Origin of the sequence: Dorea chungnamensis (assembly GCF_039832125.1) — a bacterium.
GTDB lineage: Bacteria > Bacillota > Clostridia > Lachnospirales > Lachnospiraceae > JAFBIX01.
In genome coordinates this window covers 1-15,588 of sequence record NZ_JBDOHT010000010.1, presented here as the reverse complement: position 1 = coordinate 15,588, position 15,588 = coordinate 1, and the positions used below count along the sequence as shown (strand labels likewise).

Sequence of the window (15,588 nt, the reverse complement as noted above, 5' to 3'; positions counted from 1 at the left end):
TTATGATAATGAGGTGTTAATTAGTGAGAAAACTGGCGTTATGTGATGATATTTTAATGAAAATAGAAAAACCAGCACGTTATATCGGAGGAGAAGTAAACTCCGTGATGAAATCTAAAGAAAACATAGATATTAGATTTGCGATGTGTTTCCCAGACGTCTATGAGATTGGAATGTCTCATCTGGGAATACAGATATTGTATGATATGTTTAACCGAAGAGAGGACATATGGTGTGAGCGAGTCTATTCCCCCTGGATGGATCTGGATCAAATCATGCGAGAGGAGCATATCCCACTTTTCGCCTTAGAATCACAGGATCCGATCAAAGAATTTGATTTTCTGGGAATTACGATTCAGTATGAAATGTGTTATACAAACATTCTTCAGGTACTGGATCTTAGCGGGATTCCATTAAAATCCAGTGAACGTACGGAGGATGATCCGATTATAATTGGGGGAGGACCTTGTACTTATAATCCAGAACCGCTTGCCGAATTTTTTGATATGTTCTATATCGGTGAAGGTGAGACCGTATATTATGAATTGATGGATCTTTATAAAGAAAACAAGAAAAATGGTGGTTCTAAAAAGAACTACTTCGAAAAAGCTGCGGAAATAGAAGGTGTCTATATCCCGGCATTTTATGATGTAGAATATAAAGAGGATGGGACGATTGCTTCATTTATTCCGAATAATCCACACGCAAAAGAGAAGATTCACAAGCAGATGGTATTAGATGTGACCGAAACGTTTTATCCACAGGCTCCTGTAGTTCCATTCATTAAAGCGACACAGGACAGAGTGGTATTAGAGATTCAGCGGGGATGTATCCGGGGCTGTCGGTTTTGTCAGGCTGGTATGTTGTATCGCCCGACACGAGAACGTGATGTTGAGATGCTCAAGCAATGTGCATACGATATGTTAAAAAATACCGGACATGAAGAAATATCATTAAGCTCTTTAAGTTCCAGTGATTATAGTCAGTTAAAAGAACTCGTTACTTTTTTGATAGATGAATTTAAAGATCAGGGAATCAATATCTCTTTGCCTTCTCTTAGAATCGATGCATTTTCTCTGGATGTAATGGGGAAGGTTCAGGATATTCGTAAGAGCAGTCTGACATTTGCGCCGGAGGCTGGCTCTCAGCGTATGAGAGATGTAATCAACAAAGGTCTTACAGAAGAAATTATTCTGGATGGTGCCGGACAGGCATTTGAAGGTGGATGGAATAAGGTCAAGCTTTATTTCATGTTGGGACTTCCGACGGAGACAGAAGAGGACATGAAAGAGATCCCAAGGCTTGCAGATAAGATTGCAAGACGTTATTATGAGATTCCTAAGGATCAACGTAATGGAAAGTGTCAGATAACGACAAGTACTTCTTTCTTTATTCCAAAGCCTTTTACTCCTTTTCAATGGGCGAGAATGTATACGAATGAGGAATACATTGCCAGAGCAGCAGTTGTAAAACATGAATTTCAAGAGCAATTAAACCGTAAGAGCTTAAAGTATCACTGGCATGATGCGGAAGTTACAGTATTGGAAGGTGTATTTGCCCGTGGAGACAGGAGAGTCAGTAAAGTGCTCTTGGAAGCCTATCAGTCAGGATGTATCTACGATTCCTGGAGTGAGACTTTTGATAACGAAAAGTGGATGAAAGCATTTGAAAATACGGGAATTGATATAGGGTTCTATAACTTAAGAGAACGCGATGAATCCGAGATCTTCCCATGGGATTTTATTGATATCGGAGTAACCAAAGCATTTTTGAGAAGAGAATGGGAACGTGCAATGAGGGGGGAAACCACACCGAATTGTAGGATCCAGTGCTCTGGTTGTGGAGCGGCAACATACGGAGGAGGTGTCTGTTTTGAAGGCAAGAATTAAATTTCGAAAATATGGGATTATGAAGTTTATAGGTCATCTGGATGTTATGCGATTCTTTCAGAAGGTTATGCGGCGGGCGGATATTCCTATCGCTTTCACTGGCGGGTACAGCCCGCATATGATTATGTCTTTTGCGCAGCCTCTGGGTGTAGGAATTACCAGTGATGGTGAGTATCTGGATATCGAATTAAAGGAACCGATTGATTCAAAAGAGGCTGTACGCAGAATGAATCAGGTTATGGTAGAGGGGATTGAAATCGTAAGCTTTCGACAGATCCCGGATGATAAGAAATATAGTGGTATGACTATTGTTGATGCTGCCGATTATAAAGTGACACTTTTGGAGTCTTTTAAGTCGTCTGATGTCATGCTACCTGTTCCGCAGGATTGGTCAGAAAAGGTTGATTCCTTTATGGCCCAACCACAAATTGTTGTATGGAAGAAAACAAAACGTAGTGAAAAAGAAGTAGATATCAAACCGATGATCTATAAAATGCAGGTGTCAGAAGATAATATATATCTTTTATTAGCTACAGGAAGCGAACAGAATCTGAAGCCGAATCTTGTTATGGAAGCTTTTTTGTCATATATTGGGGAGAATCCAGAAGAAGTGCCGCTTCATTTTCATCGATTGGAAGTATATGCTGAGAATTCGGATACTTCATCAGAAGAGGCTTTTGTTTCGCTGGAATCATTAGGAACAGATATCATATTAGGAGTTGAATCTTATGAGTAAAAAAGAAGTAAAGACTAATGCAATGCGTATGTTAGATCGTCAAAAGATTCCTTATGAATATGAGGAATATGAATGTGATGAGTTTACAGATGGAATCCAGGTGGCAGATAAATTGGGATATGATCATTCGCTTGTATATAAGACCCTGGTGACAACGGGGAAGACAGGACAGCATTATGTATTTGTAATTCCGATTGAAGAAGAGATTGATTTTAAGAAAGCAGCTAAAGTTGTCGGTGAAAAATCTTTGGAAATGCTTCATCTGAAGGATTTGACAAAAGTTACAGGCTATGTGCGTGGAGGATGTACGGCAATTGGTATGAAAAAGCAATTTCCAACGGTTATTCAGGAATCAGCAGAAGCATTAGAGTATATGCATGTAAGTGGGGGAAAACTTGGAATGCAGATTAAGTTAAGACCTGCTGATTTGCAAAAAGCATCAAATGCTACATTTGCAGATGTTGTTCAGTATTAAATTTCATGAAGATAGTCCATTGCAGATGTCTGGAAAATGATGTAATATATGGAAAGAGTATAAGTAAAACCAGTAGAAAAAGCAGTTTGGAGGATTACAGAAAAGATGAAGAAGGTTGTAAAATTTGGTGGAAGTTCGTTGGCAAGTGCCGAGCAGTTTAAAAAAGTTGGCAGAATTATCCGGAAGGAAGAAAGTAGAAAATACGTTGTTCCTTCAGCACCTGGAAAACGTACGCCAGATGATACAAAGGTTACGGATATGTTATATAGTTGTTATGGGATTGCTATTTTAGACCATGATGAATATGAAGAAGAAGTAGAAAAGCAGCTATTGGCAATTAAGGCACGTTATGATGAGATTATCCAGGGCCTTGGTCTGTCGATTAGTCTGGACGATGAATTTAAAACGATCCGTACCAACTTCAGCCGTAAGATCGGAAGAGATTATGCTGCATCAAGAGGTGAATATTTAAATGGTATCGTTATGGCAGCATATTTGGGATATGAATTTATTGATGCTGCAGATGTAATTAAATTTGATGAAGATGGCAATTTTGACAGTGAAAAAACGGATGCAATTCTTTCTGCGAGACTTGCCAAGACAGAACGTGCTGTTATTCCGGGTTTCTATGGATCTATGCCAGACGGAAGAATTAAAACATTTTCAAGAGGCGGATCAGATGTTACAGGTTCGATTGTTGCAAAAGCTGTTCACGCAGAGATGTATGAAAACTGGACAGATGTATCAGGTTTTCTGATTGCAGATCCGAGGGTTGTAAAGAATCCAAAATCGATCGATGTGATTACATATCGGGAATTGCGAGAATTGTCTTATATGGGAGCATCTGTTTTGCATGAAGATGCGATTTTCCCAGTTCGAAAGGAAGGAATTCCTATTAATATACGTAATACAAATGCACCAGAGGATAAAGGAACATTAATTGTCGAAGACACTTGCAGAAAGCCAAGATTCGTAATCACAGGAGTTGCCGGTAAGAAAGACTTTGCCTCTATTACGGTAGAAAAGGCAATGATGAACTCGGAAGTAGGATTCTGTAAAAAAGTGTTGGAAGTTTTTGAAGAAAATGATATCTCTATTGAGCATATGCCTTCTGGAATTGACACAATGACAATTTTTGTTCATCAGGATGAATTTGAAGAGAAAGAGCAGAAAGTTATTGCGGGTATTCACAGAGCTGTAGAGCCGGATTTTCTCGAGTTAGAATCCGATCTTGCTTTGATTGCTGTTGTAGGAAGAGGTATGCGTGCGACTAGGGGAACCTCTGGAAGAATATTCTCTGCGTTGGCACATGCAAATGTGAATGTAAAAATGATTGATCAGGGGTCCAGTGAATTGAATATTATCATTGGTGTAAGAAACCATGATTTCAGTGTTGCAATTAATGCGATTTATGACATATTTGTTAATACAATGATTTAACTTATAAAGACTTGGGGAGGTCTTCATCATGAATATTTTGTTTTTTATTAAGCCTAAAAGCGAACTGGCGTATATTTATGACTACCATACTCTGCGGCAGGCGCTGGAGATCATGGAATACCACAAGTATTCTTCTGTACCGATCTTAAATAAAGAGGGGAAATATGTAGGGTCTATTACTGAAGGTGATCTTTTGTGGTCTTTGAAAAAGTGGAATATATTGAATTTGAAAGATGCAGAAGATATTAGTATTATGAAAGTCGAGCGCAGACTTGACTATCAATGTGTGACTGCAAAATCCAATATGGAAGATTTGATCGGTAAAGCTATGGAACAGAATTTTGTCCCGGTTGTGGATGATCAGGGACATTTTATTGGAATTATAACAAGACGTGATATCATTGGATATTGCTATGATAAGATGAAAGAATGTGAGGATTAGATGATTATTGATTTTCATACACATATGTTTCCAGATAAGATAGCGAAAGGAACCATAGAATTTTTACAAAATGTCTGTCAGATCAGACCATTTACAGACGGCACTTATCATGGGTTGCTGGAATCAACAGAAGAAGCTGGTATTGATATCTCAGTGGCACTTCCGGCAGTTACGAAAGTATCGCAGATTGAATCGGTCAATCGGTTCGCAGCGAAGTATCTGGAAGGATCGGTTATTTCTTTTGGAGGTATTCATCCTGCAAGTATTAATTATAAGGAACAGCTTCGCGAAATCAAATCTATGGGAATGAAAGGAATAAAACTGCATCCAGATTATCAGGATATGTATTTTAATGATATATGTTTCAAAAGATTAATTTCTTATGCATCTGAGCTGGGATTTATTATTGTTGTACATGCAGGTGTAGATCCGAAGTGTCCAGAAGATGTTCACTGTACACCACAGATGGCTTGCGAGGTATTAAAAGAAGTAGAACCTGAAAAGATGATTCTTGCCCATATGGGTGGAAATGAACTGTGGGATGATGTGGAGGATTATCTGGTCGGTCAAGATGTGTATTTTGATACTGGAGTAGTGTTAGATCGTATGCCAGAAGAACAGTTTGTTCGGATCGTGAGAAATCATGGCGCAGATAAAATATTATTTGCAACGGATTCACCGTGGGGAGGGCAGAAGGAATTTGTAGAAATCCTATCTAATATGCCGTTGACAGAAGAAGAAAAAGAAATGATATTTTCTAAAAATGCCTGCAAATTGTTAAATTTATAAAGAGAGTATCTTTAAGGAGAATCTATGAAGAAAACTGCTCCATTTTTTGTTTTACTTGCGTCTGTCCTCTGGGGATCTATGGGAATAGTTACTCGATATATTGCAGATATCGGTTTCCATACTCGTCAGATAACGGCTGTCAGAATCTGTGTTTCAACGATTGTTTTAGCAATATTTCTATTGCTTACAGATCGTAAGAAATTAAAAATTGAAAAAAAAGATATTCAATGGTTCTTGGGAACAGGGATCGGAAGTCTGTTTGTCAATAACCTGGCATATGCAGAGACTGTACAGAGGGCATCTCTTTCTGTAGCAGTGGTCTTATTATATACGGCTCCTTTTTTTGTTATGATTTTATCATTAGTATTTTTTAAGGAAAAGATAACGTTTCAGAAGATTGTTGCATTACTGATGTCATTTGTCGGCTGTGTTCTGGTTGTCGGACTGTCCGATACGGGTCTGGGAGAACACAAGATGATCACATTATTCATTGGTCTTTGTTCAGGGCTAGGATATTCTCTCTATACAATCCTTGGAAAAGCAATAATGGATAAATATGATTCGCTTACCTTGACATTTTATACATTTTTATTTGCATCTTTTGCAACGCTGATCATATGTGAACCAGTTGACACAATTCGCTTAATATCGGACCATCTTTCCAAAATGCCATTGGTGATTGTAGGGAGTGTGGTAACACTGGCATTTCCATATATCTTTTATTCCATTGGACTTAAATATATGGAGAGCAGCAAAGCTCCGATCATAGCTTCTTTTGAAGTAGTCGCAGCCAGTCTTTTGGGGGTTCTCTTGTATCAGGAGACGTTGAATATCTACAATATATTCGGGATTATTCTAGTAGTAAGTGCATTGATATTTTTGCAAATAAATTTTCATAAGAATACTTGATTTTTGAAAAATCATATGCTATTATATACCAGTATGCCGCACAACGAGGTTTAAAAGTCCGTAACGGACACCGTAGTTGGCGAGTAATGATAATAGGAGGTGCCATATGTACGCAATTATAGCAACAGGTGGTAAACAGTACAAAGTAGCCGAAGGCGATATCATTAAAGTAGAAAAACTTGGTGTAGAAGCTGGTGAAACTTATACATTTGACCAGGTGCTTGCAGTAAGTGACAACGAATTAAAAGTTGGTAATCCAACCGTTGAAGGAGCAACAGTAGAAGCTTCTGTTGTAGAGAACGGCAAAGCTAAGAAAGTCATCGTTTACAAGTATAAGAGAAAAACTGGATACCATAAGAAAAACGGTCACAGACAGCAGTATACAGCAGTAAAGATTGACAAAATCAATGCTTAATTTGGAGAAGATCCATGATTCATGTAACCATTTTTCAGAACGACAGAAAAGAATGCATAGGGTTTCAGACAAAAGGGCATGCTGAATATGCGGATGAAGGCCAGGATATCGTATGTGCCGCAGCTTCAGTGCTGGTGCTGAATACAATAAATGCGATTGATCTGTATGCAGAAGATGAGTTTTCTGTGGACAGTGATCAGGAAGAAGGGATGATTGCTTTTTATTTAAGTGATTCACCTTCGAAAGAAGCAGAGTTGTTGTTAAAAACTATGATTCTCGGATTGGAACAAATGGTGGATGATGAAAACTATGCAGAATATATTGATTTAACATTCGAGGAGGTGCAGCAACCATGATGAAATTAAACCTTCAGTTTTTCGCTCATAAAAAAGGTGTTGGTTCTACAAAGAATGGTAGAGATTCTGAGTCTAAGAGACTTGGTGCCAAGAGAGCAGACGGACAGTTTGTAAAAGCTGGTAATATCCTTTACAGACAGCGCGGAACAAAGATTCACCCAGGTGTTAACGTTGGACGTGGCGGTGATGATACATTGTTCGCACTTGTAGATGGCGTTGTAAGATTTGAGAGAAAAGGAAGAGATAAGAAACAGGTTTCTATCTATCCGGTAGCTTAAGTAGTTATGAGTTGAAGAGAGTGTTGCAGGATAACTGACATTCAGTTATATAGCAGCACTCTTTTTTGTAAATAAGAGAGGAATAAGTATATGTTTGCAGACAGAGCAAAGATATTTATCAGATCAGGAAAAGGCGGTGACGGCCATGTAAGCTTTCGCCGGGAGTTATATGTACCAAATGGAGGCCCAGACGGTGGCGATGGAGGACGCGGCGGCGATGTTATTTTTGAGGTTGATGAAGGGCTGAATACATTGCAGGATTTTCGTCATAAAAGAAAATACACCGCTAAAGATGGAGAGCCGGGCGGGAAACGCAGATGTCATGGTGCAGATGCAGAAGATATTATATTGAAGGTTCCAGAAGGCACAGTCATAAAAGAAGCAGAATCTGGAAAAGTCATTGCCGATATGTCTGGGGATAATCGACGCCAGATTATATTAAAAGGCGGAAAAGGTGGCCTGGGCAATCAACATTATGCAACAGCGACCATGCAGGTTCCTAAATATGCGCAGCCAGGGCAGCCTTCCCGTGAACTCTGGGTAAATCTGGAATTGAAAGTTATAGCAGATGTTGGACTTGTAGGATTCCCTAACGTAGGGAAATCCACATTGCTGTCACGTGTGACAAATGCTCAGCCTAAAATTGCAAATTATCATTTTACAACTCTGAATCCGAATCTGGGAGTCGTCGATCTTCCTGATGGAAGAGGATTTGTTATGGCAGATATTCCGGGCCTGATTGAAGGCGCATCTGAAGGTGTAGGACTTGGACATGAGTTCTTACGCCATATTGAACGTACAAAACTTATGATACATGTTGTTGATGCGGCAGGTACTGAAGGACGAGATCCAGTAGATGATATTTATAAAATAAATGCAGAATTGGAAGCCTATAATCCTGAGATAGCACAGCGTCCACAAGTTATTGCGGCCAACAAGATTGATGTAATTTACCCTGATGGGGAAGATCCGTTAAAGCGTCTGAAAGATGAATTTGAACCAAAGGGAATCAAAGTATTTCCGATTTCAGGTGTAACAGGAAAGGGAATTCAGGAACTCTTATATTATGTTTCAGATCGATTAAAAGAACTAGACCAAGCACCAGTTATCTTTGAACAGGAATATTTCCCTGAAGAAGAATTAATATATGAAGATCTTCCGTATACTGTCGAAGTGGAAGAGGGAATCTATGTTGTAGAAGGTCCAAAGATTGAAAAAATGCTTGGTTACACAAATCTGGATTCGGAGAAAGGATTTGCTTTTTTCCAGAAGTTTTTAAAAGAAACAGGTATTCTGGATGAATTGGAAGAAGCTGGAATTCAGGAAGGTGATACCGTGCGTATGTATGGATTACAGTTTGATTACTATAAATAAATGACGATATAGAGATGAAGGAGTAAAAAGATGACGACAAAGCAAAGAGCATATTTGAAAAGCCTTGCGATGACGATGGATCCGATTTTTCAGATTGGAAAAAATAGTATGACGCCTGAGCTCACAAAAGCTGTTGAAGAGGCATTAAATGCAAGAGAACTGATTAAGGTCAGTGTTCTGAAGAACTGTGCGGACGATCCACGAGCTTTGGCAGAGATACTTGCAGAACGTACAAAATCACAGGTAGTACAGGTGATTGGTAAAAAAATTGTGTTGTATAAAGAAGGAAAAGATAAAAATAAACGAATTGAATTGCCATAAGATGGAGCGAACGTTATGAAAATAGGGATTATGGGAGGAACTTTTGATCCTATTCATAATGGACATTTGATGCTTGGAAAAGCAGCTTATGAAATGTTTGGATTGGATCAGATCTGGTATATGCCAAATGGGAATCCACCTCACAAGGACAATACATCTATGAAAACGGATGTCATGGAACGTGTTGAAATGGTTCAATTAGCTATTGCTCCATATGAGGAATTTCGACTGGAATTATATGAAGCGAAGAGAAGAGAAGTCTCTTGTTCTTACAGTACTTTAGAATACTTTAAGAACAAATATCCTGAGGATGAATTCTATTTTATCATAGGTGCAGACTCGCTGTTTATGATAGAACATTGGGTGCATCCTGAAAGAATCTTTCCTACATGTACAATTCTTGCAGCATTTCGTGACGAGATTAATACACGGAAAGAGATGGAAAGAAGAATCCAGTATTTGGAAAAGAAGTACCAGGCAAAAATAGAATTATTAGTTACACCGTTAATAAAAATATCTTCACATGAATTGCGTAAAGCAATCAAAGAGGGGCAATCAATCGCTTCCTATGTTCCGGCAGATGTTGAAGATTATATTTACAAAAAGCATCTGTATATGGGAGTGTGAGAGTATATGGAACAGAAGATAACAAAAATACGAAGAAAATTAATGACAGAGTTAGATACCGAACGGTATGAGCATACATTGGGAGTTATGTATACAGCAGCTTCCATGGCAATGCGTTATGACGAAGATGTTGAAAAAGCATTGCTTGCAGGTTTGCTTCATGATTGTGCAAAATGTATCTCTGGTGAGAATAAGATTAAATTATGTAATAAGTATCATTTAAGTGTATCAGAAGTCGAGAAAAAAAATCCAAGTCTTCTTCATGCCAAATTAGGGGCCTTTCTTGCGGCCAAAAAATATCATATTAAAGATAAAGATGTTATTAATGCAATCGCAAGTCATACGACAGGATGTCCCAATATGACACTTTTAGACAAGATTATTTATATTGCGGACTATATTGAGCCTGGAAGAAAAGAATTACCTAATATGGCAGAAGTGAGAAAATTAGCATTCACGGACATTAATGAATGTCTGTATCGTATCCTGGAGGATTCGCTGGTATATCTGAACAGTAAAAATATATCAGTTGACCCAATGACTGAGAAAACATACTTATATTATAAAAATAAACTTAATAAGGAGGTGTAGTCTATGGATCAAGCAAAAGAAATGGCACGTGTTGCATTCAAAGCTTTGGAAGATAAAAAAGGAGAAGATACATGTATCATAGATATCTCCCAGATATCAGTACTGGCAGATTACTTTATCATTACAAATGGTAACAGCGACAGTCAGGTAAACGCTCTGGTAGCTAGTGTAGAAGAAAAAATGCACATTGCAGGGTATGAGCAAAAGCAGCGGGAAGGACAGAATTCTGGTGCCTGGGTATTGTTGGATTATGGCGATGTGATCGTACATGTGTTTGACAGAGAAAATCGTGAATTTTATAATCTGGAACGTATCTGGAATGATGGAAAGAAAATTATAAATCCGGATGAATTATAGATATTAATTTGAGGAGGACAGAAATGAAAAGCTGTCCTCCTTTTTTGAAAATGTCTAAGCAAGGAAACGAAAGACTCCTATGACCTTTCCTAAAATCTTGACATCAGTTACAATAATTGGATCCATTGAGTCATTCTCAGGCTGCAGTCGAATCGCATCTTTTTCTTTGTAAAAGGTCTTAACAGTAGCACCGTCTTCGATTAAAGCAACTACCATTTCGCCATTACGTGCAGTCTGACATTGTTCCACCAATACAAGATCCCCATCGAAAATACCGGCATTAATCATACTTTCACCCTTTACTTTAAGCATAAAGGTCTGGTTATTAGGCATGAATTCCATTGGAATAGGAAAATAATTCTCAATGTTCTGTTCTGCGAGTATCGGTTCTCCGGCAGCAACACGCCCTATCATCGGAACATTCACCATTTCACGACGCGTGAAATTAAAAGAATCATCCAAAATCTCAATCGCTCTTGGTTTCGTAGGATCACGACGTATGAAGCCATTCTTTTCAAGTGTCTCCAGGTGTGAGTGAACAGAAGAAGTAGACTTTAGATGAACTGCATCGCAGATATCACGTACAGCAGGAGGAAAACCTCTCTCCAGTATCTGTGATTTAATATAGTCTAATATTTCTTGTTGTTTTGGGCTAATCTTACCGCTTCCCATAAGAACCTCCTTCTCTCCGTACATAAGAACTTTAATAAATTCATTTTATCACAGCAATATTCAAAAAGCAAACAAATGTTTAGAAAATATGTTCGATAATTTTTGGATTTTATATTGACAAACATTTGTTCGACGTATATAATACAACTATAGAACAGCTGTTCGGAACAAATGTTTGCTGATCATTTGAGAATAAGGGAATTATATTATTAAGGAGGAGAGTTTCATGAATACACACAGATTACATACAGCAAGTAAAAGAAGAAGAGAAGTACGTAGAAATAAAATATTGGTTATGTTTACAGTCTGTTTATTCGTTATGGGACTCAGTATCTTTTTTGGAAACAGCCTGGTGGATGCACATGACAATTCTGAAGACACGCCTGTTCAGTATAAGTATTACAGAAGTATTGAGATTGAATCCGGTGATACTTTATGGAGTATCGCGGAAGAATATGCAGATGAACATTATGATTCTATCTATGATTATATCTACGAGATAAAGGATATGAATGGCTTGATTTCTGATGATATTCAGTCAGGACAATATCTGACGATCGCATATTATGATAAGGATATTTTATAGTATATAACTGTCTTATAAGAAGCAATTCATTACATCGGTATATAAGTATAAAACTTATCTTATATATTATACTCACCCATCTAGATGTCTGGCGAACAGGGTATTCCTGCACCAGGCATCATTTTTTTATTTGTTTTTATTTGATTATATGAGAAAAAAGTCGGTTGTTGTTTAACAGAAGCTATTGTACTTGCTGTGCCTATGAGCCTGATATAGAATAAAGTTAATAAATAATTTCAAAAGATCAATAAAAACTCTTGACCTTATAGCGACTTTAGGGTCTACGATTCAAGAAAGAAAAGACATGCGCATGAATAATTTACGAGGTGAATGTAATGCTGATAAAAGAAGTAGAACAAAAGACAGGAATCAAAGGTGTTAATATCAGATATTATGAAAAAGAAGGTCTGATTCATCCTTCCAGAAAAGCAAACGGATATCGGGAATATTCTGAGATGGATGTAGAACGTCTGAATCAGATTAAAGTACTTCGTCTATTGGAAGTTTCATTACCGGAGATACAGCAGGTTCTTGATGGTAATATCACTTTACAAGAGGTAATGACCAGGAGAATAGGGGAACTAAATAAAGAAGAAATGAAAATTAAAGAAATTAAAACAACCTGTGAAACAATTATTTCAGAAAATATCAGTATTGCTGAACTCAATGAAGAGTTACTATGCGGTGATCAGGCCACTTGGAAAGTGAGGTTTGAGCAGATTATGAAAGAAGATATTGATAAGAAATTTATCGGAAAAGGGATTGTATATATTATCATCTGGACTGTATTTGGTAAAGTGTTTATGGAAGCAATGTTCCGTATCCCAATCGATGATGCAGTTACTGCTGCAATATTTCCATATGTTAATATGGGATTAGGAATACTATTTATTTTGTATGGAATTGGGTTATCTGTCTATGAGGGAATCACTGGAAAAGATTTTCTGTGGGTATGGGCCAGAGACTGGGGTGGAAATGGTCTGGGCGGTCTTGCCAATTCATTTACTTTCTGCGGAATAGGTGTTGGAATGCTATCAACATCACTGACAAGATTTTTAATTGTACTATTAGTTGTGTGCATCGTGATAGCCGGTATTCGTGGTTTTATTATGTTCTATATGAGGTCTTCTAAAAAGTCTTCTGAAAGCAAACAGAAGAAGGTACGAACTGGACGTATCATGGTGATAACTATAGTCATTTTAATTATCTCTTTTGCAGTCTGTGTCGTAATCATGTATCAGGATTATGTCAAAAGATATCCGTCAGATTCTTTTGAAGACCAGAAGAATAGGCAGGAGATAAAAGGAATAGAGACTGTTGAAATTACGAAAAATAACTGGGAAGATTATTTTACTGTTATTGATGAAATCGAGTACGAAAAAGATGAGAATGATGAAGTGATAGGTATATATCAAAAATCATGGTTTGAATTGAAAAAGGAGTATTTGAAACAGTTAGACCCAGATATGGAAAGTAAAGTTACTTTTTCATACAACTTAGATATGATACGAAAAAACTATAAGATCATGGATCCACAGACTGGAGAGTATGAATATACTGACAATTCCGGTACTTCAGATACTTATTATTTATGGTATGAAACACATGCAGGAGTAACCATTTGGGATAAAGATTCAAACGAAAATGACATGGATAATAATGCAGATTTCTATCTGGATTATTCAGCAGACGAACATTATTTTCTTACTTATGAGAATTTCAAGATGAAAGGCGTGAAAGGTGAATTGTATTTTAGGAAATAAGATTATAGCAAGTGCCCCTAAGGGGGCACCCTCCATAAAGAAGATATAATTTCCAAGAACATATTGAAAATATAAAAATGTCAATTATATATCTATACGACAAATACCGATTTTTCCAAAAGATATAGACGAAAAATAATGTATATGATATAATGTAAAGTATTAAGGGGTTAAAATAAATATTAAGGGGGATTTATATTATGCCAGATATACCGAAAACACGCTCTTATTATAAGCAGACTCAGATTGAACAGACGATTCGGCTTCGGGAAGTTTTAAAGACTTTGCCGCCATTTGCAAAGGATTATTTTCGTGCAATTGAGCCTAGATCTTCAGCTAAGACACGTATTAATTATGCATACGATATCCGTGTTTTTTTTCGTTATTTAATGGAGAATAATCCTATCTACAAGAATTATACCATTGATCAGTTTCGACTTCAGGATCTTGAGAATCTCGAACCTGTAGATATTGAGGAGTATATGGAATATCTGAAGGTCTATACACGAGAAAATGATGGCGAAATGATTACGAATGGTGAAAAGGGCCTTTCCAGAAAAATGTCTGCTTTACGCAGCTTTTATAATTATTATTTTAAACATCAGATGATCAGTAAGAATCCCACACTTTTGGTAGACATGCCAAAGTTGCACGAAAAGGCAATCATACGATTGGATACCGATGAAGTTGCAATGCTTTTGGATTATGTAGAATCTGCAGGTGATAGGCTTACGGGACAGGCACTTACCTATTATCGAAAGACACGTGACCGTGATCTGGCTATTTTAACACTTCTTCTGGGAACGGGTATTCGTGTATCTGAATGTGTAGGATTGGATGTAACGGATGTTGATTTTAAAAATAATGGAATTACCGTCACCAGAAAAGGTGGAGGTCAGATGGTTGTATATTTTGGCGATGAAGTTGCAGATGCATTAGAAAATTATATGGAAGGAGACCGAAAAGCCATAACTCCTCTTTCCGGACATGAAAATGCACTGTTTTTATCAACACAGAGAAAGCGCATGGGAATCCAGGCAGTTGAAAATATGGTAAAAAAATATGCGCGACAAGTAACACCGAATAAGAAAATAACGCCGCATAAGCTTCGAAGCACTTATGGTACATCTCTTTATAAAGAAACTGGAGATATTTATCTTGTGGCGGATGTTCTTGGTCATAAAGATGTCAATACGACCAAAAAGCACTATGCTGCCATTGATGAAGATAGACGCAGACAGGCAGCAACAGCTGTAAAATTGAGGGAATCTTAGGAGGTACTAAGATTCCCTTTTTTATGAATTTACCATGTTCCGTGGCAGAAGTATCTTTCTACAATAGCGACCCACGGAAGCATATCAAAGGGTCTTGTATCAGAAATCTATATATTCATTTTCCAAATGCACATCAATAGAATTCAGAAACCTTCAAAACAATCTTAAGAAAATTGTTGGGATACAATAGATAGGTAACAAATAAAAAACAAGGATTCACTTCGATATGATATATTGGAGTTGACGAAAAACCAATGATCTTAACGAAAGGAGAATCCTTGTATGTCAATCTTA

19 protein-coding genes are annotated in these 15,588 nt (G+C 37.5%); 18 read left to right on the top strand and 1 reads right to left on the bottom strand.

Annotation, left to right across the window (positions count from 1 at the left end):
• Nucleotides 1-23: 23 nt before the first annotated feature.
• The 15 genes from ABE613_RS09835 (at nucleotide 24) to rsfS (ending at nucleotide 10,999) form a co-directional block, all read left to right on the top strand.
• Complete coding sequence (locus ABE613_RS09835) at nucleotides 24-1,889, top strand: TIGR03960 family B12-binding radical SAM protein (RefSeq protein ID WP_347376271.1); 1,866 nt, start codon at nucleotides 24-26, stop codon at nucleotides 1,887-1,889.
• A complete protein-coding gene (locus ABE613_RS09830) occupies nucleotides 1,873-2,625 on the top strand; it encodes a TIGR03936 family radical SAM-associated protein (protein WP_235231479.1) in 753 nt (250 codons plus the stop codon). Before ABE613_RS09835 ends, ABE613_RS09830 begins: the two co-directional genes overlap by 17 nt.
• On the top strand, nucleotides 2,618-3,100 hold the full coding sequence (ybaK, locus tag ABE613_RS09825; RefSeq protein ID WP_235231478.1) for a Cys-tRNA(Pro) deacylase: 483 nt from the start codon (nucleotides 2,618-2,620) through the stop codon (nucleotides 3,098-3,100). The genes ABE613_RS09830 and ybaK overlap by 8 nt, the downstream gene beginning before the upstream one ends.
• 105 nt (nucleotides 3,101-3,205) lie before the next feature.
• Nucleotides 3,206-4,540 (top strand): aspartate kinase, encoded by a 1,335-nt coding sequence (locus ABE613_RS09820; RefSeq protein WP_235231477.1) that lies wholly within the window; start codon nucleotides 3,206-3,208, stop codon nucleotides 4,538-4,540.
• A gap of 28 nt (nucleotides 4,541-4,568) precedes the next feature.
• Complete coding sequence (locus tag ABE613_RS09815; RefSeq protein ID WP_235231476.1) at nucleotides 4,569-4,982, top strand: CBS domain-containing protein; 414 nt, start codon at nucleotides 4,569-4,571, stop codon at nucleotides 4,980-4,982.
• Nucleotides 4,983-5,771 carry an amidohydrolase family protein gene (locus ABE613_RS09810; protein ID WP_347376270.1) on the top strand — a complete coding sequence of 263 codons (789 nt, stop codon included), beginning with the start codon at nucleotides 4,983-4,985 and terminating at the stop codon, nucleotides 5,769-5,771.
• Nucleotides 5,772-5,795: 24 nt separating this feature from the next.
• Nucleotides 5,796-6,680 (top strand): DMT family transporter, encoded by an 885-nt coding sequence (locus ABE613_RS09805; protein ID WP_235231474.1) that lies wholly within the window; start codon nucleotides 5,796-5,798, stop codon nucleotides 6,678-6,680.
• 106 nt (nucleotides 6,681-6,786) lie between these two features.
• Nucleotides 6,787-7,095 (top strand): 50S ribosomal protein L21, encoded by a 309-nt coding sequence (gene rplU / locus ABE613_RS09800; protein WP_235231473.1) that lies wholly within the window; start codon nucleotides 6,787-6,789, stop codon nucleotides 7,093-7,095.
• 14 nt (nucleotides 7,096-7,109) lie between these two features.
• Nucleotides 7,110-7,451 carry a ribosomal-processing cysteine protease Prp gene (locus ABE613_RS09795; RefSeq protein ID WP_235231472.1) on the top strand — a complete coding sequence of 114 codons (342 nt, stop codon included), beginning with the start codon at nucleotides 7,110-7,112 and terminating at the stop codon, nucleotides 7,449-7,451.
• Nucleotides 7,448-7,729: a 50S ribosomal protein L27 gene (gene rpmA, locus ABE613_RS09790; RefSeq protein ID WP_016219110.1), complete on the top strand. Its 282-nt coding sequence runs from the start codon at nucleotides 7,448-7,450 to the stop codon at nucleotides 7,727-7,729. Before ABE613_RS09795 ends, rpmA begins: the two co-directional genes overlap by 4 nt.
• 90 nt (nucleotides 7,730-7,819) lie before the next feature.
• Nucleotides 7,820-9,103, top strand: coding sequence for a GTPase ObgE (gene obgE / locus ABE613_RS09785; RefSeq protein WP_347376269.1), 1,284 nt, complete (start codon nucleotides 7,820-7,822; stop codon nucleotides 9,101-9,103).
• Nucleotides 9,104-9,133: 30 nt separating this feature from the next.
• Nucleotides 9,134-9,424 (top strand): ribosome assembly RNA-binding protein YhbY, encoded by a 291-nt coding sequence (yhbY, locus tag ABE613_RS09780; RefSeq protein WP_235231470.1) that lies wholly within the window; start codon nucleotides 9,134-9,136, stop codon nucleotides 9,422-9,424.
• 15 nt (nucleotides 9,425-9,439) lie between these two features.
• Nucleotides 9,440-10,051: a nicotinate-nucleotide adenylyltransferase gene (gene nadD, locus ABE613_RS09775; protein ID WP_235231469.1), complete on the top strand. Its 612-nt coding sequence runs from the start codon at nucleotides 9,440-9,442 to the stop codon at nucleotides 10,049-10,051.
• A gap of 6 nt (nucleotides 10,052-10,057) precedes the next feature.
• Nucleotides 10,058-10,642: a bis(5'-nucleosyl)-tetraphosphatase (symmetrical) YqeK gene (gene yqeK / locus ABE613_RS09770; protein WP_235231468.1), complete on the top strand. Its 585-nt coding sequence runs from the start codon at nucleotides 10,058-10,060 to the stop codon at nucleotides 10,640-10,642.
• A gap of 3 nt (nucleotides 10,643-10,645) precedes the next feature.
• Complete coding sequence (gene rsfS, locus ABE613_RS09765; RefSeq protein ID WP_235231467.1) at nucleotides 10,646-10,999, top strand: ribosome silencing factor; 354 nt, start codon at nucleotides 10,646-10,648, stop codon at nucleotides 10,997-10,999.
• A 54-nt stretch (nucleotides 11,000-11,053) separates the two neighbouring features.
• Here the strand turns inward: rsfS and lexA are convergent, their stop codons facing one another.
• Nucleotides 11,054-11,671 carry a transcriptional repressor LexA gene (lexA, locus tag ABE613_RS09760; RefSeq protein ID WP_235231466.1) on the bottom strand — a complete coding sequence of 206 codons (618 nt, stop codon included), beginning with the start codon at nucleotides 11,669-11,671 and terminating at the stop codon, nucleotides 11,054-11,056.
• 226 nt (nucleotides 11,672-11,897) lie between these two features.
• On the opposite strand from lexA, the gene yneA reads away from it, so the two are divergent.
• From yneA to ABE613_RS09745, 3 genes are all read left to right on the top strand, one after another.
• On the top strand, nucleotides 11,898-12,257 hold the full coding sequence (yneA, locus tag ABE613_RS09755) for a cell division suppressor protein YneA (protein ID WP_347376268.1): 360 nt from the start codon (nucleotides 11,898-11,900) through the stop codon (nucleotides 12,255-12,257).
• A gap of 335 nt (nucleotides 12,258-12,592) precedes the next feature.
• Nucleotides 12,593-14,020, top strand: coding sequence for a helix-turn-helix domain-containing protein (locus tag ABE613_RS09750; protein WP_347376267.1), 1,428 nt, complete (start codon nucleotides 12,593-12,595; stop codon nucleotides 14,018-14,020).
• 200 nt (nucleotides 14,021-14,220) lie between these two features.
• The gene (locus tag ABE613_RS09745; protein WP_235231463.1) at nucleotides 14,221-15,294 is read left to right on the top strand and encodes a tyrosine-type recombinase/integrase; all 1,074 of its coding nucleotides are present in this window, start codon (nucleotides 14,221-14,223) and stop codon (nucleotides 15,292-15,294) included.
• The last annotated feature ends 294 nt before the right edge of the window (nucleotides 15,295-15,588 follow it).

Bases quoted from the DNA above. Each gene is read 5' to 3' on its own strand.
- ABE613_RS09745 (WP_235231463.1), top strand. From the start codon at position 14,221: ATGCCAGATATACCGAAAACACGCTCTTATTATAAGCAGACTCAGATT.
- ABE613_RS09810 (WP_347376270.1), top strand. From the start codon at position 4,983: ATGATTATTGATTTTCATACACATATGTTTCCAGATAAGATAGCGAAA.
- obgE (WP_347376269.1), top strand. From the start codon at position 7,820: ATGTTTGCAGACAGAGCAAAGATATTTATCAGATCAGGAAAAGGCGGT.
- lexA (WP_235231466.1), bottom strand. From the start codon at position 11,671: ATGGGAAGCGGTAAGATTAGCCCAAAACAACAAGAAATATTAGACTAT.
- ABE613_RS09815 (WP_235231476.1), top strand. From the start codon at position 4,569: ATGAATATTTTGTTTTTTATTAAGCCTAAAAGCGAACTGGCGTATATT.
- yhbY (WP_235231470.1), top strand. From the start codon at position 9,134: ATGACGACAAAGCAAAGAGCATATTTGAAAAGCCTTGCGATGACGATG.
- yqeK (WP_235231468.1), top strand. From the start codon at position 10,058: ATGGAACAGAAGATAACAAAAATACGAAGAAAATTAATGACAGAGTTA.
- rsfS (WP_235231467.1), top strand. From the start codon at position 10,646: ATGGATCAAGCAAAAGAAATGGCACGTGTTGCATTCAAAGCTTTGGAA.
- ABE613_RS09750 (WP_347376267.1), top strand. From the start codon at position 12,593: ATGCTGATAAAAGAAGTAGAACAAAAGACAGGAATCAAAGGTGTTAAT.
- rpmA (WP_016219110.1), top strand. From the start codon at position 7,448: ATGATGAAATTAAACCTTCAGTTTTTCGCTCATAAAAAAGGTGTTGGT.
- ybaK (WP_235231478.1), top strand. From the start codon at position 2,618: ATGAGTAAAAAAGAAGTAAAGACTAATGCAATGCGTATGTTAGATCGT.
- rplU (WP_235231473.1), top strand. From the start codon at position 6,787: ATGTACGCAATTATAGCAACAGGTGGTAAACAGTACAAAGTAGCCGAA.
- yneA (WP_347376268.1), top strand. From the start codon at position 11,898: ATGAATACACACAGATTACATACAGCAAGTAAAAGAAGAAGAGAAGTA.
- ABE613_RS09805 (WP_235231474.1), top strand. From the start codon at position 5,796: ATGAAGAAAACTGCTCCATTTTTTGTTTTACTTGCGTCTGTCCTCTGG.
- ABE613_RS09795 (WP_235231472.1), top strand. From the start codon at position 7,110: ATGATTCATGTAACCATTTTTCAGAACGACAGAAAAGAATGCATAGGG.
- ABE613_RS09820 (WP_235231477.1), top strand. From the start codon at position 3,206: ATGAAGAAGGTTGTAAAATTTGGTGGAAGTTCGTTGGCAAGTGCCGAG.
- nadD (WP_235231469.1), top strand. From the start codon at position 9,440: ATGAAAATAGGGATTATGGGAGGAACTTTTGATCCTATTCATAATGGA.